Source organism: Variovorax guangxiensis (assembly GCF_003952165.1).
In the GTDB taxonomy this organism is placed as follows: domain Bacteria; phylum Pseudomonadota; class Gammaproteobacteria; order Burkholderiales; family Burkholderiaceae_C; genus Variovorax; species Variovorax guangxiensis.
Genome location: NZ_RXFT01000003.1, coordinates 328006 through 351412 on the forward strand (window position 1 = coordinate 328006; position 23407 = coordinate 351412).

The window sequence follows — 23407 nt, forward strand, 5'->3', positions numbered from 1 at the left end:
TTTCCTGGCTGCGCGTCTTGCGTGGGCGTGCCGCTCCACCGGACTCCGTGCATGCCCGGAATCCGTCGAAGCGCTTCATGGGTGGTGCCTCGTCTCGGCCCGGCTTCAGGCCTTCAGCGGGAAGACCGGGTCGACCTCGCGGTAGTCGCGCGGGATGATGACCTTGATGTCGTTCTTCACCACCTGCGTCATGAGCGGCTGCGCGCCTTCGTTCTGGCCGTTGACGAACCGCGTGGGGCCGTACGGCATGATGTGGTTGGAGAAGGTGCTCTTCTCCAGCGCGTCGATGATGGCCGCGCGCTCGGCGGACTTCGCGCGCTCGATGGCATCGGCCAGCAGCCACATCGCGGTGTAGGTCATGAACACCTCGTAGCTGAAGAACTGGCCCTTGGCCTCCACGCGCTTGCGCAGCTCCTGCGAACGCCTGTCCTTCGGGTTGAACCAGTGGTTGCAGTCGATGATGCCGTTGGCGGCGTCCGGAAATTCCTTCACGAACTTGTAGCTCGACGCAGCGCCGCCCAGCACCGAGAAGATCGCCTTGGGCACCACCTTCTGCTGCTGCATGGTGCGCACCAGCAGCGCGTACTCGTTGTAGTAGTTGGCGGGAATCACGATGTCGGGGTTGACCGACTTCATGCGCAGCACGATGTTGTTGAAGTCGCGGGTGGGGTTGGCGTGCTTCACCACCTCCTTCACCTCGAAGCCGTAGCCCGGCAGCTCGCGCGAGAGCAGCTGCGCGGTGCCCGCGCCGAACAGCGACTCCTCGTGAATGATCATCACGGTCTTGGCAGGGCTGCCCGCGGCCTTGTTGAGCACCAGCAGGTTGGCCATGGCCACCTCGGTCGACTTCTTGTAGCCGGGCCCGAAGCGGAAGGTGTTCTTCAGGCCGCGCTCGACGATCTGGTCGGCCACGCCCACGTCGACCACGTGCGGCAGGTTGTACTTGGCCGCGGCCTGCGTGGTGGCCAGGCAGATGGCGGAAGCGAAGGCGCCCACGATGGCCGACACGCCGGCCTCGTTCATCTTCTCGACCTCGGCGGCGCCGGCCTGCGGCTGCGACTGCGCATCGCCCAGCAGGGCCTCGAGCTTCGCGCCGCCGAGCGACCTGATGCCGCCCGCGGCGTTGATGTCCTCGATGGCCATGAGCGCGCCCAGGCGGCACTGCTGGCCCGAATAGGCAAGCGCCCCGGTGACCGGGTGCAGCACGCCCACCTTGACGGTCTTGGGCTGCGCGCCGGCCACGAAGGGGAAGGCGACGGCGGTGGCCAGCGCGGCCGAGCGGGACACGAAACTGCGGCGGTTCTGCATGGGGCTTTCCTCTTTTCTCTTCAGTTGAACTGGGCTGACACGTCCTTGCTGACCCACACCTTCGCGTCGATGCTGCCCACGCGGGAGAGCTGCATCTCGTAGGTGTAGCGGTCGGGGCGGTAGAAGCCGTGCAGCCACTGCACGGGCCGCTCGTCCTCGTCGTAGATCAGGCGGCGCACCGCGAGCAGGGCCGAGCCGACGGAGACGTCGAGGTGCTGCGCGAGCACGTTGTCGGCCAGCCGGGCGGAGATGGTCTGGTGGGCGCGCCCCACCTTCACGCCCGACTCCTCCAGCAGCACCAGGATGGGCTTCTTCGACAGCTCGCGGCGGCCGAAGCGGCGCGCGATGGTGTCGGGCACGTAGGTCGTGATGTGCGAGAGCGGCCCTTCCCTGGTGGAGCGCACGCGCACGGCCTTCTGCACCGCATCGCCGAGCTGGAGCTGCAGCGCCTCGGCCACCTGCGTGGATGCCGTGATGGTGGCCACCTCGATCACCTTGACCGAGGTATGCAGGCCCATGGTGACGAGGTTCTCGAGCAGGCCGCGCAGGTTGGCGCGCTCCATGCTTCTGGTGCCGGGGCCTTCACCGCCGGCCGGTGGCACCGCGCGCGTGCGGCGCCCGGGATTGCGTTCGATGAGCCCTTCGGAGGCCAGCTGCTCGAGTGCGCGGCGCACGGTGACGCGCGCCACGTTGAACTGCCCCATCAGCGCCAGTTCGCCGGGAAGGCCCTCCGCAAAGCGGCCTTCGTGCAGTTGCTCACGCAGCACCAGATAGATCTGGTGGTATTTCGGCAAAGGCATCTGCGACATGCCGTTGATGGTTTTGCAGTTTCAATGTTCTGTCAATGGGACATTTGAAGCCGCAAAAAAAGGCGCCGGAGGCGCCTTCATCGAAACTGGCGGCAGGAGCTCAGAGCTTGAAGGGAATCACTTCCTGGCGCTGGTCGCCCAGGCCTTCGATGCCCAGCGTCATCACGTCGCCCTTCTTCAGGAAGAGCGGCGGCTTCATGCCCATGCCCACGCCGGGGGGCGTGCCGGTGGTGATGATGTCGCCCGGCATCAGCGTCATGAACTGGCTCACGTAGCTCACGATCTTGGCCACGGTGAAGATCATGGTCTTCGTGTTGCCGGTCTGCACGCGCTTGCCGTTCAGGTCGAGCCACATCGAAAGCTTCTGCGGGTTGGGCACGTCGTCGCGCGTCACCAGCCAGGGGCCGATGGGGCCGAAGGTGTCGCAGCCCTTGCCCTTGTCCCAGGTACCGCCGCGCTCGATCTGGTATTCGCGCTCGCTGATGTCGTTGATGGTGCAGTAGCCGGCCACGTAGTCGAGCGCGCTCTTCTGCGGAACGTAGCGCGCGCGGGTGCCGATGACCACGCCGAGCTCGACTTCCCAGTCAGTCTTGACCGAGCCCTTGGGCAGCATCACCGGGTCGTTCGGGCCCTGCACGCAGCTGTTGGCCTTGGTGAACACCACCGGCTCCTTGGGCACCGGCAGGCCGGATTCGGCCGCGTGGTCCGCGTAATTCAGGCCGATGGCGATGAACTTGCCCACGTTCGCCACCGGGCAGCCGAAGCGCGGCTTGCCCTTGACCAGCGGCAGCTTGTCGACCTTCTGCTTGCGCAGCTTGGCGAGCGCGGCGTCGCCGAGCTGCTCAGGGCCGATGTCCTTGACGACGGCGCTGAGGTCGCGCAGCTGGCCGTTGTCATCGATGAGGCCGGGCTTTTCCTTGCCGGGGTTGCCGTAGCGGACGAGTTTCATGCTTTCCTTTCAGTGCATTGATTGATCAGTAGGTGGAGCGGCCACCGGAGAGGTCGAAGACCGCGCCGGTGGAGAACGAGCAATCTTCCGTGCAGAGCCAGCCGACCATCGCGGCCACCTCCTCCACGGTGCCGAAGCGGCCCATGGGAATCTTCGAGAGCATGAAGGCGATGTGCTCCGGCGTCATCTGGTCGAAGATGGCCGTCTTCACCGCCGCGGGCGTCACGCAGTTCACGCGGATGCCGGTGTCGGCCAGTTCCTTGCCGAGCGACTTGGTCAGGCCGATGACGGCCGCCTTGCTCGCGCTGTAGGCGCTGGCGTTGGGGTTGCCGTCCTTGCCGGCCACCGAGGCGATGTTGACGATGCGGCCATAGCCCTGGTCGCCCTGCCTGCGCATCTGCGCCACCACCTCGCGGCAGCACAGGAACACGCCGTTGATGTTGACTTCCATCACCTGGCGCCAGTCGTCCACCGGGTACTCCCACAGCTTGGTGTTGGGGCCGGTGATGCCGGCGCTGTTGACCAGCGCGTCGATGCGCGGCGCGTGCGCCATCGTGTCGGCTACCGCCCTGGCGACCGAGGACTGCTGCGAAACGTCGACCTTCAGCGCGAAGGCCCTGTCGCCGAGCGATTCGGCGGCCTTTGCGGCGGCGGCTTCATCGCGGTCCCACAACGTGACGCTGCCGCCCGAGGCGACCAGCCGCTGCGCGATGCCGAAGCCCAGGCCCGTGGCGCCGCCGGTGACGACCGCGTGGCGGCCGTTGAAGTCGAGCTGGTTCAATTGGGTCGTCTCCTCGGCCATGTCCTCGGGTTTGGCCCGATGATGGTGCGGGCGATCTGGCGTATTCTGAATTGGCCTGACCACTTGGCCAATTCAGGACAACCCTTAACCGCTTTTTTCCTCCCCCTTCGCGTCCTTCCGCCCTCCTCCGTGCCGCTCCAGACCCTCGAACCCCAGCGCCTCTATCGCCAGATTGCCGAACAGTTGCGCGAGCTCATCGGCAAGGGCGAATTCGCGGTGGGCGCGCGCATTCCCGCCGAGCGCGACCTTGCCCGGCAGCTGGGCGTGAGCCGGCCGTCGGTGCGCGAGGCGCTGATCGCGCTGGAGGTGGAAGGCTGGGTCGAGGTGCGCACCGGCTCGGGCGTGTACGTGCTCGACCGCTCGAGCCGCACGCCTGCGCCGCCCAATGGCGCTGCGGGCATCGAATGGGGACCGCTCGAAATCATCCGCGCGCGCCGCATGGTGGAGGGCGAGACCGCCGCCACCGCAGCCCAGTACGGCAAGCGCAAGGACGTGGACGCCATGCGCCGCGCGATCCGGATGATGCGCGAGCTGGCCGCGCGCAACGAAGTGCCGCACGAGGGCGACCGCGCCTTCCACCTGGCCATCGTCAACGCCTGCGACAACGTGGTGCTGACCGAGACGGTACAAGGCTTCTGGGAGTCGCGGCACGGGCCGATCTTCGCCCGGATGATCGATTACTTCGAGACCATGGAGTCGTGGCAGGTCGCCATCGGCGAGCACGAGCTGATCCTCGAGGCCATCGCCGCGCGCGACCCGGCCGCCGCTCGAAGCGCCATGCACGAACACATGGACAAGTTCCACCAGCGCTTCAGCGCGAGCTGGCGCCGCACCAAGGCTTCCTGAACCCCGAGGACCCGAGGAAGAACACCACGATGACTCCCTACATCCGACTCCATCCCGCCGACGACGTCGTCATCGCGCGCTCGCAACTGCTCGGCGGCACCGCCGTCGAAGGCGTGGCCGTGCGCGGGCTGATCCCGCCGGGCCACAAGATCGCGATGCGCGACATCGCGCAGGGCGAGCCCGTGCGCCGCTACAACCAGATCATCGGCTTCGCGAGCCGCCCCATCGCCGCCGGCGAGCACGTGCACACGCAGAACCTCGACATGGGCCCCGACAAGGGCGACTTCGAACGCGACTACGCCTTCGGCGCCGACGTGAAGCCCGCCCCCGCAAAGCGCGAAGCCACCTTCATGGGCATCAGGCGCGCCGACGGCCGCGTGGCCACGCGCAACTACATCGGCGTGCTGACCAGCGTGAACTGCTCGGCCACGGCCGCGCGCGCCATCGCCGACCACTTCTCTCGCAAGACCAATCCGCAGGCGCTGGCGGCCTTTCCGAACGTGGACGGCGTGATCGCGCTCACGCACGGCACCGGCTGCGGCATGGACACGCAGGGCATGGGCATGCAGATCCTGGAGCGCACGCTCACGGGCTATGCCACGCACCCCAACTTCGCGGGCGTGCTGGTGGTCGGCCTCGGCTGCGAGGCCAACCAGATCAACGCCTGGCTCGCGACCGGCCACCTGGCCGAGGGCGAGAACTTCCGCACCTTCAACATCCAGGACACGGGCGGCACGCGCAAGACGGTCGAGAAGGGCGTGGCGCTCATCAACGAAATGCTGCCGCGCGCCAACGCGGTGAAGCGCGAGCCCTGCAGCGCGGCGCACATCACGATCGGGCTGCAATGCGGCGGCTCCGACGGCTACTCGGGCATCAGCGCCAACCCGGCGCTGGGCGCGGCGGTCGACCTGCTGGTGGCGCACGGCGGCACCGCCATCCTCAGCGAAACGCCCGAGGTGTATGGCGCCGAGCACCTGCTCACGCGCCGTGCGGTGAAGCGCGAAGTCGGCCAGAAGCTGGTGGACCGCATCAAGTGGTGGGAGCACTACACTGCCATCAACGAAGGCGAGATGAACAACAACCCCTCGCCGGGCAACAAGGCCGGCGGGCTCACCACCATCCTCGAGAAGTCGCTGGGCGCGGTCGCCAAGGGCGGCACCAGCAACCTCGAGGCGGTGTACGAATACGCCGAGCCCGTCACCGCGCACGGCTTCGTCTACATGGACACGCCGGGCTACGACCCGGTGAGCGCCACCGGCCAGGTCGCCGGCGGCGCCAACCTGATCTGCTTCACCACCGGGCGCGGCTCGGCCTACGGCTGCGCGCCCTCGCCTTCGCTCAAGCTCGCGACCAACTCGGCGCTGTGGCAGCGCCAGGAGGAAGACATGGACATCAACTGCGGCGAGATCGTCGACGGCACCGCGTCGATCCAGGAGATGGGCCAGCGCATCTTCGAGCTGGTGCTGGCAACCGCATCGGGCGCGCACTCGAAGAGCGAGCAGCACGGCTACGGCCAGAACGAGTTCGTGCCGTGGCAGGTCGGCGCGGTGATGTGAACCGAGCGAACCCATCGACGACGAGGAACGGCATGGCAACTCTTCCCTTCGGCTTTCTCGAAGGCACCGGCTTCGAGCAACTCGACCCGCGCTTCAAGGGCTGCATTCCCGGCCCCGAGCGCGTGCAGCGCCTGTGGACCGGCGCGCGCTGGTGCGAGGGCCCCGCGTGGTTTGCGGCGCACCGCACGCTGGTGTGGTCGGACATTCCGAACAACCGCATGCTGCGCTTCGACGAGGTCAACGGCACGGTGGGCACCTTTCGCGAGCCATCGGACAACACCAACGGCAACACGGTCGACCGCCAGGGCCGGCTGGTGAGCTGCGAGCACCTCACGCGGCGCGTGACGCGCACCGAGCACGACGGCACAGTCACCGTGCTGGCCTCGCACTGGAAGGGCAAGCGGCTCAATTCGCCCAACGACGTGGTGGTGCACTCGGACGGCGCCGTGTGGTTCACCGACCCGAGCTACGGCATCCTCTCCGACTACGAAGGCCTGAAGGCCGAAAGCGAGATCGGCGCCTGCCATGTCTACCGCATCGATCCACAAAGCGGCGAAGTGGAACTCATGGCCGACGACTTCGTGAAGCCCAACGGGCTGGCGTTCTCGCCGGACGAATCGCTGCTGTACATCGCCGACACGGGAGCCAGCCATGCGGCGGACGGTCCCCGGCACATCCGAAAATTCAAGCTCGGAGCCGATGGCCGCGCCTTGAGCGGCGGCGAGGTCTTTGCCGAGTGCACCAGCGGCCTCTTCGACGGCTTCCGGCTCGACACCGAAGGCCGCATCTGGACCAGCGCGCTCGACGGCGTGCACGCCTACCACCCCGACGGCACGCTGCTGGGCAAGATCCTGCTGCCCGAGCGCGTGGCCAACGTCTGCTTCGGCGGCCCCAAGCGCAACCGCCTCTTCATCTGCGCGACCACGTCGCTCTACGCCATCACACTGAACGCGAAAGGAGCCTGATCCATGTCCCATACGCTCAAGGCCGACCACCTGCAGGCCACCGTCGCCCGCATCCTCGAAGCCGCGGGCAGCTCGCCCGCCGAGGCCCGGCAGGTGGCGGCCAACCTGGTGCTGGCCAACCTGAGCGGGCACGACTCGCATGGCGTGGGCATGCTGCCTCGATATGTCGACGCAGTGGCCGAGGGCGGCCTGAAGCCGAACGCCGCGGTGCGCGTGAACCTCGACATTGGCACGCTGATGGGCCTGGACGGGCAGCACGGCTACGGCCAGATCGTCGGCGTGCAGGCGATGGAGCTGGGCATCGCGCGCGCGAAGCAGCACGGCAGCTGCATCTTCACGCTGGCGCATGCGCACCACCTGGGGCGCATCGGGCATTTCGCTGAGATGGCCACGGCGCAGGGGCTGGTGTCGATGCACTTCGTCAACGTGCTCTCGCGCCCGGTGGTCGCGCCCTGGGGCGGCGGCGACGGGCGCTTCGGCACCAACCCGTGCTGCATCGGCATTCCTCTTTCGGGCGCCGAGCCCTTCGTGCTCGACTACGCGACCAGCCGCGTGGCGCAGGGCAAGATGCGCGTGGCGCACAACAAGGGCGAGCGCGTGCCCGACGGCTACCTCATCGACGAGAAAGGCGCGCCCACCAACGACCCCGGCGTGGTGGTGGTGCCGCAGGGCAACGGCCTCTTCGGCGCGCTCATGACCTTCGGCGAGCACAAGGGCTACGGCATGGCCGTGGCCTGCGAGCTGCTCGGCGGCGCGCTCACCGGCGGCGGCACCTGGCATCGGCAGGCGGACACGGCACGCACGGTGCTCAACGGCATGCTTACGGTGCTGATCGATCCGGCGAAGCTGGGCACGCAGAAGTCGTTCGACGAGGAAGCACGCGAGTTCGTCGGCTGGCTGCGGCAGAGCCCGCCCGGGCAGGGCTTCGAAGAAGTGCAGATTGCGGGCGAGCCGGAGCGCAAGGCGCGCGTGGCGCGGCGCAAGGACGGGATCTGGGTGGACGATGCGACCTGGGGGGAGATCGTCGCGGCGGGTGCGAAGGTGGGCGTGCAGGTCTCGTAGCCCCCGGCCAGCCATCCAGCCTAAGGACGGGCGCTTCGCGCCTTCTGGCCGAGCACGAGCGCGATGCCGCCCAGGATTGCCACGGAGGCCGCCGCCAGTCGCGGCGTGATCGCCTCCGACAGGAACAGCACGCCGCCGAACGCCGCCAGCAGCGGCACCGACAGCTGCACGGTGGCCGCGCGCATGGCGCCGAGGCGGCTCAGGGCCGCGTACCAGACCACGTAGCCGAGCCCTGAGGTCAGCGCACCGGAGGCGACAGCGAGCACGAGGCCGGTCGCGTCCGCGCGGGCGCTGGCGGCGAACACGAGGCTCAGCGCCAGTGCGAGCGGCACCGCACGCGTGAAGTTGCGCGCGGTGGCAGCCAGCGGATCGGCCACCCCACGGCCGCGCAGCGAATACACGCCCCAGGCCACGCCAGCGACCGCCATCAGCGCGGCGCCCAGCAGCGGCGGCGCGGCAATGCCCGGCAGCACCAGGTAGACGAGCCCGCCCGCCGCCATCGCGAAACCGAGCCATGCGAGCGCCCCGAAACGCTCGGTGCCGGAGCGCAGGCCCACGCCGAACATAGTCAGCTGGACCGCGCCGAACAGGATCAGCGCACCCGTGCCCGCCGGCAGGCTGAGGTAGGCGAAGGAGAAGAAGGCGACGTAGCCGAACAGCATGACGGCCGCCAGCCAGTCCACGCGAGCCGGCGAGACCTGCGGCTGCGCCCTGAAGCGCACGATGAGCCCCAGCATGAGCGCTCCCGCCACGAGCCTGACGCTGCCGAAGCTCGCGGGGTCGATGCCCTTGTGTTGCAACGCGAGCCGGCACAGCAGGGAGTTGGCCGCGAATGCGAGCATGGCCACCGTCGTGAGGAGGATGGTCCGCAGACCTTGGGGGCCGCGCGCCGCGTCAGGCATGCTCGCACACCCGCCACAGGCGGGGCTCCATCGGACCGACCGTGCCATGGCTCATGCGCCCTCCGTCGAGGCAATCGGGGCAAACATCGGCTCGCCACCGGTGCTGGCGGCGAGGGGCTGGACGATGCTACTCCGCCCGAGAGCTCGAGGCGAGCCGGCCAGGGCCCCTGCAGGGTACCCCGTCAGACGATCAGCGCGATCGTTGCTTCCAGGTGCTCGGACGGCGCGCGGCGGAAGCCCGAGCGCGCGAAGCGCTGCAGCTGCCCCACCACGAAGGCCGTGAGCGCCGCGGCGCGCACCTGGGCGTCGACGCTGGGCGTGGCCGAGCCGTCGGCCGCGGCGGCGCCGCGCAGCACCTGGCGCAGCGTGGATTCGATCTTGTCGAAGAACTGGTTCATGCGCTGCTGCAGGCGCTCGTTCTCGTAGACCAGCGCGTCGCCCACCATGACGCGGGTCATGCCGGGGTTGCGTTCGGCGAACTGCACGAGCAGCGTGAGGATGCGGGCGGCCTGCTGGGCACCGGTGGCGCCTTCGCGCTCGAGGATCTGGTTGACCAGCGTGAAGACGCTCTGCTCGATGAAGTCGATCAGGCCCTCGAACATCTGGGCCTTGCTCGCGAAATGGCGGTAGAGCGCAGCTTCGCTCACTTCGAGCCGTGCGGCCAGCGCGGCGGTGGTGACCCGCTCTGCGCCCGGCTGCTCCAGCATGGAGGCGAGCGCCTGCAGGATCTGCACGCGCCGCTCGCCCGGCTTGGGGCGCTTGCGCGCCGGGGGAGTGGTCGTTTCCGCAGGAGTCTCTACGCCGGAAGCACTGGTCGTCTCTTCGTTCTGCATGGGAGCGCGTGCAAAGATGTAATCAATTGATTCTCGCACAGCGCAGTGAGCACGCGCCCACGCCGGGCTCAACGGGCGCGGATCATCGTCCCGTAGGCCTGGTCGGTCAGGATCTCCAGCAGCATCGCGTGCGGCACGCGGCCGTCGATGATGTGCACCGCGTTCACGCCGCTCTTGGCCGCGTCGAGCGCGCCTTCGATCTTGGGCAGCATGCCGCCGGAGATGGTGCCGTCGGCGAACAGGTCGTCGATCTCGCGGGCGCTCAGGTTGGTGAGCAGCTTGCCGTCCTTGTCGAGCACGCCGGGCGTGTTGGTCAGCAGCATGAGCTTCTCGGCCTTGAGCACGGTGGCGAGCTTGCCGGCGACGACGTCGGCGTTGATGTTGTAGCTCTCGTTCTCCTCGCCGAAGCCGATGGGGCTGACCACCGGGATGAAGGCGTCGTCCTGCAGCGCCTTGACCACGCTGGGGTCGATGGAGACGATGTCGCCGACCTGGCCCACGTCGTGGTGCAGGTTGGGATCGTTGCGGTCGGCCATCTTGAGCTTCTGCGCGCGGATCAGGCCGCCGTCGCGGCCGGTCAGGCCCACGGCCTTGCCGCCGGCCTGGTTGATCAGGCCCACGATGTCCTGCTGCACCTCGCCGGCCAGCACCCATTCGACGACTTCCATGGTCTCGGCGTCGGTCACGCGCATGCCCTGGATGAAGCTGCCCTTTTTGCCCAGGCGGTTGAGCGCCGCCTCGATCTGCGGGCCGCCGCCGTGCACCACCACCGGATTCATGCCCACCAGCTTGAGCAGCACCACGTCTTCGGCGAAGTCGGCCTGCAGCGCCGGGTCGGTCATGGCGTTGCCGCCGTACTTGATGACGATGGTCTTGCCGTGGAACTTGCGGATGTACGGCAGCGCCTGGGCCAGGATCTCGGCCTTGTCGCGCGGGGGGATGTTGAGGACGGGGTCGGTCATGGGCGGTCAGGCTCCGAAGCGGTGGACGATCAGGTGAGGCTCAAATTCTCGCGCAATCCCGGTGACAGCCGGCTGACTGCGCGGGGAACACCGTGGAACCGGTTTTGCCGGGCCACCGGTGTTGCCCCCTGCAAGGGGGAAGGCGCGCGACACTGATTGCACGAAGCCTGGGGGTTTGCCAGTCACGGCCGCAGCCAGCGCGGGACCTTGAAGCGCACGATCATCAGGTACGCACCCACGTAGGTCGTGACGAACAGCAGGCAGAAGAACATCAGCACGATCGTGTTGTTCCAGAACAGCACCGCCGGCACCACCGATAGGGCCGCGAACATCCACAGGTAGGGCGAGGTGCGGTTGTTGCGCGCCAGCAGCTGCCGGGCCTCGTCGTCCGCGAAGGCCACGCGCACGATGCGGCGGAAGATCAGCTGGTGGAAGTGCAGCGCGTCGGCCGTGCCGGGCGACTGCCCGCGCGCCAGCTTGCGGTAGATGGAGAACAGCGTCTCCCACACCGGGTAGATCAGCAACAGCATCGGGAACCAGGGCGACACCACGCGATGGCGCTGCACCAGCGTCACGCAGGCCACGGCGATCACCATGCCCCAGACGTAGGCACCGCCGTCGCCCGCGAAGATCTTGCCGCGCGGGTAGTTCCACACCAGGAAGCCGAAGGTGGCGCCGACCAGGCAGACCACCATGGCCGCCAGCTGCCGGTCGCCGACCTGCAGCGCCACGTGCGAGATCGCCAGGCAGACCAGCACGGCGACCGTGCCCGCGAGCCCGTTGTAGCCGTCGATGATGTTGAAGGCATGCGGCAGGCCGCCGATCGCCAGGGCCGCGAAGAGCACGGTGGCATAGGGAACCATCGCCAGCCAGCCGTCGACCGTCTCGAAGCCGGTGCGCGCCACGCCCAGCCCCAGCAGCCAGCAAACCAGCAGCGCCGAGCCGATGGTCAGCCCCAGCCGGTAGCGCACCTTCACGCGCTGGGTGACGTCCTCGACGATGCCGCCGAGCACCGCCGGCAGGATGCACACCAGCGTGAGCATCGAGGTCGTGACCGGCCAGGAGACGTTGAACGGGTCGGTGCCGGTGATGCCGGCAGCCAGCCAGGCCACGCCCATGCCCATCAGGATGCCCGCGCCGCCCAGGCGCGGCACGTGGCCCTTGTGGAAGCGCTGGGGCATGTCGGCGCCGTAGATGCGGGCATGCCGCCGCGCACGTCGCATGAACACCTGGACCGAGAAGGCGGCGACGAAGAAACTGATGACGATCAGAGCAATCATGTGTGGGGTTTGGGGAACCCTAGAATTCCCGGGCGAAATTAGACCATGCCCACGCCCCCCTCCTCCCGCCCTCCCATCACCATTTCGATCGTGAGCCACGGCCAGCTCGCGCTGGTGCTGCCGCTGCTGGAGCAGCTGGACAGGCACAGCCGCGCCGTCATCGACAAGGTTTTGCTTACATTGAACATCCCCGAGGCCGACGTTCTTGCCGGCCGCAGCTGGGGCTTCAGGGTGGAGCGGATCGAGAACGCGAACCCCAAGGGCTTCGGGGCCAATCACAACCAGGCCTTCGAACGCTGCGGCACCGAGTGGTTCCTGGTGCTGAACCCCGACATCCGCTTCGACAACGACGTGCTGTCGCCACTGCTCGCGCAGGCCGCGACGGACGCCGGCCTGCTGACGCCGCGCATCCTGGAGCCCGGCAAGACGGAGCCCGAACCGCACCGGGCGCTGCTGACGCCGCTGGAAATCGTCGGAAGAAAGAAGCCCGGCTACGTGCGACCGACGGTGCCGGCATGGATTCCAGGCCTGTTCATGCTCTTTCGCAGCAAGGCCTACCAGCAGGTCGGCGGCTTCGACGAGAAGTTCTTCATGTACGGCGAGGACTTCGACATCTGCGCCCGCACCCGCCTGGCGGGCTGGAAGCTGCAGGTGGGCGAGAACCTGCTGGCCCGGCACGACGCGCAACGCGAGAGCCACCGCAGCAGGAAGTACCTGTACTGGCACGTGACCAGCCTGCTGAAGGTGTGGCTGTCGGCCTCGTTCTGGCGATACCTGCGACTGCAGGGCCGCTAGCCGGCCCTTCAGCCGGGACGGTCAGCCGCGCTCGAAAACATCCTGCACGATGGCCTGCTTGCCACGGCCGAAGCGTTCATAACGGCCGCGCGCGGCCTCCAGAAGGATCGGGAGCACGCGCAGCGGACGCGCCGCCGGCAACTCGGCCCTGAACCGCTGGTGCGCAACCTTGGCGCGCTGCGCATCCAGGCAGCCCGGCCGTACCCGGTCGCCGAGCTGCTGCAGCCGCTGCAACAGCGCCTCGGCCCGCCGCAGCCGCGCCACATGCTTGTCGCCCCGCTCCACGAAAGCCTTCGCCACCTTCTCGGACAGCGTGAGCCGACGCGCGCCGATCTGGTTGTTGCCGTGCTGGCGGTAGTCGATGGTCGGCTCGGGCAGCACGTCCATGCGGCCCGTGGCAGCGGCAATAGCGGCGAGCCACTCGTCGTGCACCCAATCGGGCGAGAACGGCAGCGCCGCGTCGAGCAGGCTCCTGTGGAACACCGTCGTCGCGCCGGTCACCAGATTGCGGCGCAGCAGCACGCCAAAGGCCTCGCCGCCCGCAATGGCCTGCAACTCGGCCGGCTGCACCTCGAGCGCATGGAAGAGCGTGGAGCCCAGCGACTTCAGATCGCCGTCGACCAGGCGTGCGTCGGTATGCAGCAGCAGCAGATCGGGCCGCGCCTCGAACTGCGCCACCATGCGCGCCAGCCGCCCGGGGTGCCAGACGTCGTCCTGGTCGCACAGCGCGATGAGGTCGTGGCTGCAGGCGCGCACCGCCTGCTCGAAATTGCGCGTGACGCCCAGCGGCGGGGAGTTGCTGAACACGCGCAGCACGATGCGGTCGGCAACGCCGCACTGGGCGAGGATGTCGCGCACCACCGCCAGCGTGTCGTCGGTGGAGCCGTCGTCGGACACGACGATCTCTTGCGGCAGCGGCTCCTGCGCGCAGATGCTGCGCAGCTGCTCGGGGAGATAGCGCGCGCCGTTGCGGGTGCAGAGGGCGACGGAGACTTGGAGGGGCATCAGACCGGAGCCAGCCGAGGGGGCCAGGCGTAGCTGAAGTCTTCGCGCTCGAGCATGAGGTTGGGGCTGTAGGCCGGGTCGTTCTCCAGCACAGCCCCCCATCGGCGCTTCATGTAGTCCACGTCTTCCAGATAGGGGGCACTGGCTGGTTCGCCAGCCTTTCTTGCACGCGCGGCTGCGTCCCTGTGGTCGAGCAGCTCTGCATAAGGCGTCCAAAGGGTGCGCAGGCCGGCCTCTGCCAGGCGCAGGCAGAAATCAACATCGGCAAACGCCTCTTTCAGATGGTTTCCATCGAGGCCGCCCACCGCAAGATAACGATCCTTGCGGATAACCAGGCAGGCCGAGCTGACAGCCGAGAGCGACTGAATCAGCGCGGCGCGGCCTCCATAGCCTTCCCGCCCCGCGGGCATTCCGCGATGCGAGCACCCGGCTATGCCGTCCACCCCCAGGCCCAGGATGATGCCGGCGTGAGTCAGGATCCGGCGGCGGTCCATGAGGCGCGCACCGACCGCTCCGACGCCGGGCTGCAGCGCCAGGCTGGCCATTTCGGCCAGCCACTCGGGCGACAGGACTTCGAGGCGGTCATCGATCAGTGCGACCACCTCTCCCATTGCACCCTCGACCGCCGCATTGCACAACGCGGCCGCGCCTTGCCGCCGAGCATGCCTGAGCACGCGCACGTTCTTCATCTTTGCCAGCGTATCGAGGCAGGCCTGGGCTGCAGTATCGTCCGAGGCGTTGTCGGCCACGACGATCTCGTAGTGGGGGTAGGAGGTCTTCGCGAGGATCGAGTCCACGCATCTGCGCAAGGACGCCGCGGCATTTCGCGTGGGGATGACCAGCGACACCAACGGCGGCGCATCCGGCAACGCATAGTGCACCCGGTAGCCGAAGCCGATGTGCTCCGCCCGCGCGCGGGTCTGCGTACGCTCGAAATGCTCGTTGAGCGCGCGCTCGCCGGCCACCACGGCATAGGGCTTGGCGTCCATCGACTTCGCGGTGCTCTCTGCATGCACGCGCCAGTGGTAGAGCACCCTCGGGATGTGGCGCACCTGCCTGGGCTCGATGCGTTCCATGCATCGAATGACGAGGTCCCAGTCCTGCGAGCCTTCCAGCCCCAGCCGGAAGCCGCCCACGGCGCGAACGAGATCCGTCGAAAGCACGCCCAGGTGGCTGAACATGTTCTGCGAGCGGAAAAGATCGGGGTTCCAGTCGCACTTGAAGTACGGGCCCGAGCGGGTCAGGGACTCGTCGATCTTGTCCTCGTCGGAGTAGATCAACTGCACATCGGGATGCCTGGCGATGCAGTCGGCCACCCAGAACAGGGCATCCGCCGGCAGCAGGTCGTCATGGTCCATCAGGGCGATCCACGTGCCCGAGACCAGTTCGAGCGCGCTGTTCGAAGAGGCGGAGATATGCCCGTTCTTGGGCCGGAACACGACCTTGATGCGTGGGTCGCTGTCCGCGTAGGACTTCAGGATGGCCCGCACCTCCTGCGAGGGCGATGCATCGTCTGCGATGCACAGCTCCCAGTTCGGATAGATCTGCGCCCGCACCGACTCGATCGCCTCCCGCAACCACGCCGGGTTGGGGTTGTACGAGGGCATGAGCACGGAAATCAACGGCTTGTCGGCCATGGAGGCCACACGCTCGGCCAGCCGGGCGCTCTCCGCCGCGGTCAGCGTGTCATGCTCACGAACCCAGCGCGGATAGTCGTTGAACCCCGTGACGCGCCGCCCGAGCTCCCACTTGATGCCCCGCCAGCCCGCCTTCCGGAACATCCGCCAAGCACGCTGGAGCCGCCCGCCCACACCGGGGGTTCTCCAGAGCACAGTAAGGAAGAAGTCGAAGAGCCGAGATACAGATTTCATAGACGACTTGCCGGCAGGGCGGCAAGGAGGGAACTTTTTCGGGGAAATTGCGCCAGCACAGATGGCTCTTACAAGGAGCGAGGCTTCCGCCACGCGGCGGGCGATTATCTTCGCATCGGCCCTCCGGCGGAGGTTACAGCCATAGCCACAGCCTATTCACCCTGCCCGGTAAAATCGCACAGTTCACACAAAGGATAAGAAAAGAGGCCGCCCCGGGGTGCCCTAGCAAGTTATTTGTGCTTGCCCAGTGGCAGTCTGGAGTTGTTCAGGCGAAGACACCACTGTCAGCCCTTCCGCAGTCTCGTATCGAAGCACATGAGTCAAGTTCACTCCAATCTTCACCGCAGCGCATGGTCCGACTGGTGGGAAGGCACTCGCCGCACAGACATCTGGTGGACCCTCGCCTGGTTCGACATCGTCCTACGTTACAGGCGCTCCATGCTAGGTCCGCTCTGGCTGACATTGAGCATGGGCGCCATGATCGGAGGGATGGGGCCTCTATACAGCTCGCTGTTCGGGACCGAACTGTCCAAATTTTTTCCGCACTTGGCTCTCGGCATCATTTTTTGGGGCTTCTTCTCTAGCATGGTGACAGACTCTTGTAACGCGTTCATCGGCTCCGCTAACTACCTCAAGCAAGGCTATTTTCCAATTAGCCTCTTCGTATGGCGGAGCATGGCTCGCAACATTATTCAGTTTGCACACCAGATCGTGCTCTACATTCCCGTCGCGCTCTGGGCAGGAATTTCGCTATCTTGGTCAGCGTTGCTTTTCATTCCGGCATTCGTCTTGGGGCTGATCAACGCACACGCCTTAGGACTTGCACTTGGCCTAGTCTGTACGCGATTTCGTGATGTGACCCAGATCGTCACTAGCGTGATGCAAATGCTCATGTTTCTCACGCCTGTTTTCTGGCTGCCGTCAAGTCTTCCTGGTCGCGCCCAGTACATCCTTTGGAACCCTTTTGCTCAGATGCTGGATCTGCTTCGTACACCACTCATGGGTGGCATGGCCGAGGGCCACAACTGGTGGGGGATCTTAGGATGGACAGCAGCCAGTCTTATCTGTTCATGCATGCTGTTCGCAAAGTACCGCCGCCGCGTTGTCTACTGGCTCTAAAGAACCATGGCCTTTATTTCCCTTAAAAATGTTTCGGTCAACTTTCCCATCTATGGGGCTGGGGCCAATTCGCTGAAAAAAACTATTGCCGCCTCCGTTACCGGCGGTCGCTTTGGGCAAGAGACAGGCGTCAATGTTGTCCAGGCGCTCAGCAACATTCATCTAGAGCTGAAAAGTGGCGATCGACTCGGCTTGATTGGTCACAACGGCGCAGGCAAATCCACGCTTCTTCGCGCTCTTGCGGGCGTATATGAACCCTCTTCGGGGGAGTTCTTGCGGCAAGGCTCGGTGTCGAGCTTGATCGACCCTTCGCTGGGCATTGAGCCCGATGCTACCGGCATTGAAAATATCATGCTCCGAGGGCTGGTAATGGGAATGAGTAAAAAACAACTCGACTCCCTGACACCTGATATTTGCGAGTTCAGTGGCCTTGGAGAGTATGTGCACATGCCCGTCCGGACTTACTCCACTGGCATGCTGATGCGACTCGCATTTTCGATTTCCACGAGCGTCGAGGCAGACATTTTACTGATGGATGAATGGCTCTCAGTCGGAGACGCCGCGTTCACTGAAAAGGCCGAACAGAGGATGAAAGACGTTGTGGCCAAATCAGGAATCTTGGTATTGGCCTCTCACTCACCTGATTTGATCGCCAAAGAGTGTAATCGCGTAATTCATCTAGAGCACGGCCGGATTATCGAGCAAAGCTAAAATCGCATATCCGGCACCACATACAAAACAGCTCATCGCCACCGCATCAGAAGCCAAACATTTCGCAGCACTCCAAGCCCAATGCAATACCCGTTACTTTAAAAAGGCCTCGGGGTCAAGGCTTCACAAAAATCTTATCAATAAAAAAGCGAAGCTTACTCCTCCTTGCGAAGAACCACCCAGAATTCAATACACCCTTCATCTGCAGGAAGCGGCGGTCTTGACCAAGCCTCCTGGAGGCCTGGAAGCAAAGATTCCGACATCATCCAATCGATCATCTCCATGAAAGATTGATGGGTCCAAGTGTGATAGTGAATCGGAAAATCCTCGGCCCACTTCTCTTTCCACGTTGCGACATACGACTCAGCGGGAGTGACAAATGCTTTAGCATAAAACTCTTGAAAATGCTGCATATCACGCATCCGTTCAGGGTCAGACTCTTTGAAATCACCAATGAGATGATCTAACTCTGTAAGAGCACGATGCTTGTCAAAAGTGCGACTAATTTCAGGCACAACAAGCACCAGACTTCCACCACGCTTGATCTTATCCCAAGCGTCAGCAATTGCAGCAATTGGATCTCTCGTGTGTTCGATAACATGGCAAGCCACTACAAAATCGAGACTTTCAGGAGCAATTGGATCGAGCTTGCCTAGCATTGCCACGATGTCCGGGCGCAAAATATCTAAACTCTCTTGCCCGTCGTATCGGTGCTCTTGCAATTGAGAAACATCAAATATGTCTACGTATTTGATTTGGCAATGCAGAGGTATCGGCATTGGATTCGCGCCAGCTCCTACCTCAATGCCTGAACCTTTGAGTCTCGAGACGCTCAGTTCGCGCATGCCCCACGTAGTTAACACCCGATCTGGCATTCGCCATGTCGCTAGGTCATGGCGGAGTGGTGCGTTTTGTCCAGGAAGCAAGGCATCCAATACGTCAGCATGCACTTCGATAACATCGGAGGGCCACGCAAAGCCGTTCTCAGCTAGCCACCGCGCATCCGTGATCCAGTGACGTCGACCTCTGGCGCAGTAAAAAACCTTCTCTCCATGGCGCGACGCCAGAGATCGCAATAACACCCCTCTATATCCCTGGTTCAGAATTCCATTCTCCGTGAGCATCATTTTTATCCAACTTTAAGCTGTCTTGCAGACTCTATCGATTACGTCGAATATCTTCAAGCATGTCCCATCCCAGCTACTGTGATGCTTGTCAATGCATTGACGTGCATTTGCCACCAGCGAGTTGCGTAGGGATGGCTCCTCAATAAGTCGGCTAACTGCTTCAAAAATATCGCTTGCGGTCATTTCAAATAGCAAGCAATTTTCTTTATCTCGAAGCAACCACGCTGTTGTTGAATTTCTATTCGTGATGACGGCCGCACCAGACGCCATGAGCTCAAACGGCAAATAAGAAGGGTGACGCGTCGCCATCGCGACCAAGCCAGCGTCAGCAGCTCGATACAGCGCTCCAGTTTCTTCGTAAGAGAGAAGACCGAGGTTATTGATCAGCCCAGCCAAACCATATGGGGCAGGATCCCAGGATTGACCCGCTGTTACGATCTCCACACGCTTACCATAGCAATCCTTGATTTTTTTAAGAGCTTCTCCTAGCGCCTCGAAGCAATTGCGAGGGGTTCCTGGACGAGCGTAGCAAACCAAGACGAATGGCGAATTAGGTAATCGAGCTGGCCGCCCCTCAGAATGAAACACGGCCGAATCTATTGCGGGCATAAAATATTCCGCAACTCCACCCAACTCTGAATAGCTCGATGCAAGTGATGGCGTGTTGCATATCGCATGAAATCCAAAACGATATGTAGCCTCGACAGCCGCACTAATCGTCCCTGCGGGATAAAACAGTGGCTCCCAATCTTGAACAAAATAGAATTTGCGACGCACGCTGCGTAACTTAAGCACCAAAAATGCCGTTGTCCACAAGGTTGCAACCGCAGCATCTAACTCGCCAAGCGCAGGAAGAGGGTCAGAAACTGATCGAATGCTTAATACTACAGCTGAATTCGCAAGCTCCGGGAATGCAAGCCGAATGCGTGCTGTTATTTCTTCTACGCTCGCATCGCCTAGCACAATAAACATGGGGCGAACATCATGTCTCTGATACATGTAATCGGCAGCCCGAAGAATGGTGTAAATTCCTCCATAAAACGGTACGGTAAACGAAGGAATGAACCACGCGATGCTACGCAATGGCCCTGGCAGGGAGTTATTGCAATCTTTTATTGATTCCCGAATTTGCGCTGCTGTCGCATCAAATGCGCTAGCCACATACCTCGCCTCCGCAAAAAAATCGTGCCCCTGTGGAACTGCTTGCTCCTCGGTTGACACAGGGATCTGCGGAACCCCCGGTCGAGTTTCAATGTCCACAGCCGGACTCAAAAACGGATCGCCGAAAGGCAACTTGCTTTTGACGAATTCAGTGGAAATCGCTCGACCCGCGATTCGTTCGAAAATACTAGAGTTCGCAGCCGAATGGAACAAGGCATAGGGATTTAGCAATAGGCGTCCGCGGGTCTGGCTCTCCAGAATGGCCAAACTGAAAGCAATGTCCGGCCTTCCTTCACCTGCAAAAGCCATAAACCCTCCAACAGCCTTCCAGTCAGCGCGTCGAAAAGCGAGCGCGCCTGCGGACGATGCAGATGCATTCCGGTACCAAGAGGCACTTCCCCCAGGGATAAAATAGTGCGAGGGTTCTCCGCGGAAAGCAGGATATGCATGCCCATTGCGGATAAATGTTCCAAATTCGAGCAACGTTCCGTCAGCACTGATCACTCGCCCAGCAGTCATGGCAATTAAGGGATTGCTCATTGGCGCAATCAATTCCCTCAAACTATCCTGATGAGCAGGCTGAAAGCCTGCATCAACAAGAATGATTAGAGAAGCATTGTTTGCAGCAATCAGATCATCAATTTTCCGGTACAGCTCTTCTGTTTCTTGAAGACTTCCAACCGAAGCATTTAATCCCTCGGCAGCCGATAGGTGTTTAGATGAAATCTCACCTCCACACACCAAGAGCAAAACTGTCGCTTCATTGCTTGCATTCCATTGAATTCGAATCTGTCCGTCTTCGAATTTTGGTTCTGCATTCGGCCATCCGGCCTTTGGAAGATATTTAACAAGCGTCTTTATTTGCCCTTGAGCGGCGTACGGTTTTACGTCAAACCCTCCTGAGGAGACGGAAGTCTCGATGATGCGCCAGTGATACAAAACTTTGGGAATGTGTTTAACCCGTTCCTTCGAATCTATGACCCTGAGGAAAAGGTCCCAATCTTGAGCCCCATCAGTGCTTGGGTCCCAACCATTAATCTCGCGAAGACGGTCGCTTCTGATAGCGCAGACGTGTGTCAAATAATTGGCGTTAAGCAAAATATCAGGAGACCACCCGGGCTTAAAGAGGGGATTAAAGCGCTCACTCCCGTCCCGCGACAGCATATCTTTATCTGAGTATATAAAGTTAAGATCTGGATTTGCGTTCGCGGCCCGCGCCAACTCAAATAACGCATCGCGACTCAGTTCATCGTCATGATCGAGCAAAACGACCCAATCCCCGGCAACCAATTCGAGTGCCGCATTTGAATTTCCTGAAATTCCGAGGTTTTCCGCTAACACCTTCACACGAAATCGGGAATCTTTTTTCGCCAAATCTTCGGCGACTCTGACCAATTCTTTGCTATGCCCGCTTTCGTCTACAATGACAAGGCAGAGTTGCCATTTTTCGTAAGACTGCTCCAGTACAGATTGAATCATGGCGCAAAACACGTCGAGAGGTGTTTTAAACGCAGGAACTAAGATGCTAAAAATCGGTTGACTCTTGAATGCTCGCCCAATACGGTTTTGCAAAAATAGAGTCGAAGCTGATGCTGTATGTGTTCTCTGCCACTGCTCATACCGGTCTTGGACAGAGAGCTCCAAATTGGATGGCAGGACGGAAGGTGATCCAGATACTGCGATATCTTTTGCAGCCATGGTCGCCTCCGCCATAGTCGCCTCCGGCTTGGGATCAGCGACTTCATTTTCAGCACGACTGCGTAGCCACGTTTCTAATTTGGTGCGCACCTGCCCGGTCCAAACCCACCATGTGAGTTTGGCTGCGCGACGAATGGTTGTTCTGAGCGGCGACGGCACGCGCGGGCCAAACAGCGTCATCGCTTTCCATGTCGTACTGGTCCGTACAGCATGCAATTCTTGCTCTGCCCGAAATGCTTGTTCAAGGCTAGCCTGCCGAAACTCTTCCGCCCGAGAAACGAGCTCGATGGCAGCTCGGTGCTCATTCTCCGCATGCTCGGCGCGACCGTTGGCTGTTCGCCACCTATTCTCTATTTCAGCAACCTGTCGACGGAGATCCTCACTGATTTTTCCAGCCACTCCCAATCGAGAATTGAGCTGCCGTATTTCATTTTTGAGCCCTCTTTCCGCATCCAATGCTTCCATTTTGGCGGCAGAAAGTTCATTAACTTCGCTCGTGAGCGACCGCGCCAGCTCTTCTATTTCATTTTTCTCAAGTTCACGCTTCTTTAAACGCTCGTTCGTTTCAGTAAGTTCTTCCAGCAATCGAGAGCCAAAGACTTCTAACGCAGACGGATTCAATATAAGTGAGCGCAACTGACTTGGCGGCAGGGATTTTATTTGCCTTTCCAGCCGAGAAACATCGGCAATCTTCCCTCCCATAACACGTCGAAATTTATTCTCTCTCATCTCCTGCGCTGCCTCGATTACAGCGACGGAATCATAAAATGAAACGCGGGCTAGTTTTACACCTAGCTCCCGAACATTCATACCTATAATTTGGCTGAGCGCATCCGCCTCGACAGAATTGAGATAGTCAATATTCACTGCATCAATAAGGGCTTTCAACCATTCAACTGCCGCTTTTGGCTGATGAAATCCGCCGCCCAGGCTATCCACATAGCTTGCATGCAGATCTTCGATAATAAATGCACCACCATGGTTCAGCCTGCCAAAGCACGCTTTGAATGTGGCAATAATGTGATCCGATCGATGCGAGCCGTCGTCTACTATGATATCGAATGTCTTCTCTCCAAGTAAGCGCGTCAATTCCTCTTCAGATGAAGCGTCCCCAATATGAATTTGTATTAGATCGCCTAGAGAGAGGTTTGCGCAGGCTGGGTCGATATCGATTCCCGTGACAGTTGAACCGCTCGGCAAATATTTGGACCATATCTGCAGCGACCCCCCATTTTGCACGCCAATTTCAAGCAGATGAAGCGGCCTATTTTGCGCAACTCGCGGCGCGAGCACCATTTCATAGATGCTGAGATATTGCTCCCACTTATCAGAAAGATTGCCATCATGCGCCTGAAAGATTTCGGCAAGCGATTTTCTTTCGGGATTTAGGTCGAAAATGAATTGCGAGGCAGTAGGCTCTTTGTAGGTCATATTCATGTAATTCAAAGATTTCGATGATGAACGCGAGCAATACCTCACACCGCACAAAAGGCAGCATGTGCGCTCAACATTGAAGTGAATCAGGCCAGCAGGGCAACCAATATCATCAATTGACACGATCGCTCCGCTTTGCGACGCTCGCACAGATCCATTTGATAGCCTCTTACATGGGCTATATGTCAATCCCCAGATCGCCGATGCGCGTA

At 62.4% G+C, this 23407-nt stretch carries 19 protein-coding genes; 7 read left to right on the forward strand and 12 right to left on the reverse strand.

Annotation, left to right across the window (positions count from 1 at the left end; translation table 11 throughout):
• Positions 1 to 105: 105 nt before the first annotated feature.
• From EJP67_RS10010 to EJP67_RS10025, 4 genes are all read right to left on the reverse strand, one after another.
• Positions 106 to 1308 carry an ABC transporter substrate-binding protein gene (locus EJP67_RS10010; protein ID WP_126021552.1) on the reverse strand — a complete coding sequence of 401 codons (1203 nt, stop codon included), beginning with the start codon at positions 1306 to 1308 and terminating at the stop codon, positions 106 to 108.
• 20 nt (positions 1309 to 1328) lie between these two features.
• Positions 1329 to 2108, reverse strand: coding sequence for a GntR family transcriptional regulator (locus EJP67_RS10015; protein ID WP_126021553.1), 780 nt, complete (start codon positions 2106 to 2108; stop codon positions 1329 to 1331).
• 109 nt (positions 2109 to 2217) lie between these two features.
• Complete coding sequence (locus EJP67_RS10020; protein ID WP_126021554.1) at positions 2218 to 3066, reverse strand: fumarylacetoacetate hydrolase family protein; 849 nt, start codon at positions 3064 to 3066, stop codon at positions 2218 to 2220.
• Between the two features lie 25 nt (positions 3067 to 3091).
• Complete coding sequence (locus EJP67_RS10025) at positions 3092 to 3847, reverse strand: SDR family NAD(P)-dependent oxidoreductase (protein ID WP_126021555.1); 756 nt, start codon at positions 3845 to 3847, stop codon at positions 3092 to 3094.
• Positions 3848 to 3997: 150 nt separating this feature from the next.
• Here EJP67_RS10025 and EJP67_RS10030 point away from each other — a divergent pair, with 150 nt between their 5' ends.
• From EJP67_RS10030 to EJP67_RS10045, 4 genes are read left to right on the forward strand one after another with little or no spacing between them, the layout of a single operon-like run.
• Positions 3998 to 4714 (forward strand): FadR/GntR family transcriptional regulator, encoded by a 717-nt coding sequence (locus EJP67_RS10030; RefSeq protein WP_126021556.1) that lies wholly within the window; start codon positions 3998 to 4000, stop codon positions 4712 to 4714.
• A 29-nt stretch (positions 4715 to 4743) separates the two neighbouring features.
• Positions 4744 to 6270, forward strand: a complete 1527-nt coding sequence (locus tag EJP67_RS10035) for a UxaA family hydrolase (RefSeq protein ID WP_126021557.1) — start codon at positions 4744 to 4746, stop codon at positions 6268 to 6270.
• A 32-nt stretch (positions 6271 to 6302) separates the two neighbouring features.
• On the forward strand, positions 6303 to 7235 hold the full coding sequence (locus tag EJP67_RS10040) for an SMP-30/gluconolactonase/LRE family protein (protein ID WP_126021558.1): 933 nt from the start codon (positions 6303 to 6305) through the stop codon (positions 7233 to 7235).
• Between the two features lie 3 nt (positions 7236 to 7238).
• Positions 7239 to 8297 (forward strand): malate/lactate/ureidoglycolate dehydrogenase, encoded by a 1059-nt coding sequence (locus EJP67_RS10045; protein ID WP_126021559.1) that lies wholly within the window; start codon positions 7239 to 7241, stop codon positions 8295 to 8297.
• A 20-nt stretch (positions 8298 to 8317) separates the two neighbouring features.
• Here the strand turns inward: EJP67_RS10045 and EJP67_RS10050 are convergent, their stop codons facing one another.
• The 4 genes from EJP67_RS10050 to EJP67_RS10065 all read right to left on the reverse strand — a co-directional run bounded on the left by EJP67_RS10050 (position 8318) and on the right by EJP67_RS10065 (position 12274).
• The gene (locus EJP67_RS10050) at positions 8318 to 9199 is read right to left on the reverse strand and encodes a DMT family transporter (RefSeq protein ID WP_126021560.1); all 882 of its coding nucleotides are present in this window, start codon (positions 9197 to 9199) and stop codon (positions 8318 to 8320) included.
• Positions 9200 to 9381: 182 nt separating this feature from the next.
• Complete coding sequence (gene slmA / locus EJP67_RS10055) at positions 9382 to 10032, reverse strand: nucleoid occlusion factor SlmA (RefSeq protein WP_126021561.1); 651 nt, start codon at positions 10030 to 10032, stop codon at positions 9382 to 9384.
• A gap of 68 nt (positions 10033 to 10100) precedes the next feature.
• Positions 10101 to 10994 (reverse strand): acetylglutamate kinase, encoded by an 894-nt coding sequence (argB, locus tag EJP67_RS10060; RefSeq protein WP_093207312.1) that lies wholly within the window; start codon positions 10992 to 10994, stop codon positions 10101 to 10103.
• Positions 10995 to 11176: 182 nt separating this feature from the next.
• On the reverse strand, positions 11177 to 12274 hold the full coding sequence (locus tag EJP67_RS10065) for a glycosyltransferase family 4 protein (RefSeq protein ID WP_126021562.1): 1098 nt from the start codon (positions 12272 to 12274) through the stop codon (positions 11177 to 11179).
• Positions 12275 to 12319: 45 nt separating this feature from the next.
• Here EJP67_RS10065 and EJP67_RS10070 point away from each other — a divergent pair, with 45 nt between their 5' ends.
• Positions 12320 to 13069 (forward strand): glycosyltransferase, encoded by a 750-nt coding sequence (locus EJP67_RS10070; protein ID WP_126021563.1) that lies wholly within the window; start codon positions 12320 to 12322, stop codon positions 13067 to 13069.
• 21 nt (positions 13070 to 13090) lie between these two features.
• Here the strand turns inward: EJP67_RS10070 and EJP67_RS10075 are convergent, their stop codons facing one another.
• Both EJP67_RS10075 and EJP67_RS10080 read right to left on the reverse strand, forming a co-directional pair.
• Positions 13091 to 14074 carry a glycosyltransferase family 2 protein gene (locus tag EJP67_RS10075; protein ID WP_126021564.1) on the reverse strand — a complete coding sequence of 328 codons (984 nt, stop codon included), beginning with the start codon at positions 14072 to 14074 and terminating at the stop codon, positions 13091 to 13093.
• A complete protein-coding gene (locus tag EJP67_RS10080) occupies positions 14074 to 15945 on the reverse strand; it encodes a glycosyltransferase family 2 protein (RefSeq protein ID WP_240650579.1) in 1872 nt (623 codons plus the stop codon). Before EJP67_RS10080 ends, EJP67_RS10075 begins: the two co-directional genes overlap by 1 nt.
• Before the next feature lie 315 nt (positions 15946 to 16260).
• Here EJP67_RS10080 and EJP67_RS10085 point away from each other — a divergent pair, with 315 nt between their 5' ends.
• Positions 16261 to 17064, forward strand: coding sequence for an ABC transporter permease (locus EJP67_RS10085; protein WP_126021565.1), 804 nt, complete (start codon positions 16261 to 16263; stop codon positions 17062 to 17064).
• A gap of 6 nt (positions 17065 to 17070) precedes the next feature.
• On the forward strand, positions 17071 to 17775 hold the full coding sequence (locus EJP67_RS10090; RefSeq protein WP_126021566.1) for an ABC transporter ATP-binding protein: 705 nt from the start codon (positions 17071 to 17073) through the stop codon (positions 17773 to 17775).
• Between the two features lie 155 nt (positions 17776 to 17930).
• Here EJP67_RS10090 and EJP67_RS10095 read toward each other — a convergent pair whose 3' ends face one another.
• Together EJP67_RS10095 and EJP67_RS10100 are read right to left on the reverse strand one after the other, a co-directional pair.
• Positions 17931 to 18620 carry a class I SAM-dependent methyltransferase gene (locus EJP67_RS10095; RefSeq protein ID WP_165909595.1) on the reverse strand — a complete coding sequence of 230 codons (690 nt, stop codon included), beginning with the start codon at positions 18618 to 18620 and terminating at the stop codon, positions 17931 to 17933.
• Positions 18621 to 18914: 294 nt separating this feature from the next.
• A complete protein-coding gene (locus EJP67_RS10100; protein ID WP_165909596.1) occupies positions 18915 to 23192 on the reverse strand; it encodes a rhamnosyltransferase WsaF family glycosyltransferase in 4278 nt (1425 codons plus the stop codon).
• Positions 23193 to 23407: the final 215 nt, after the last annotated feature.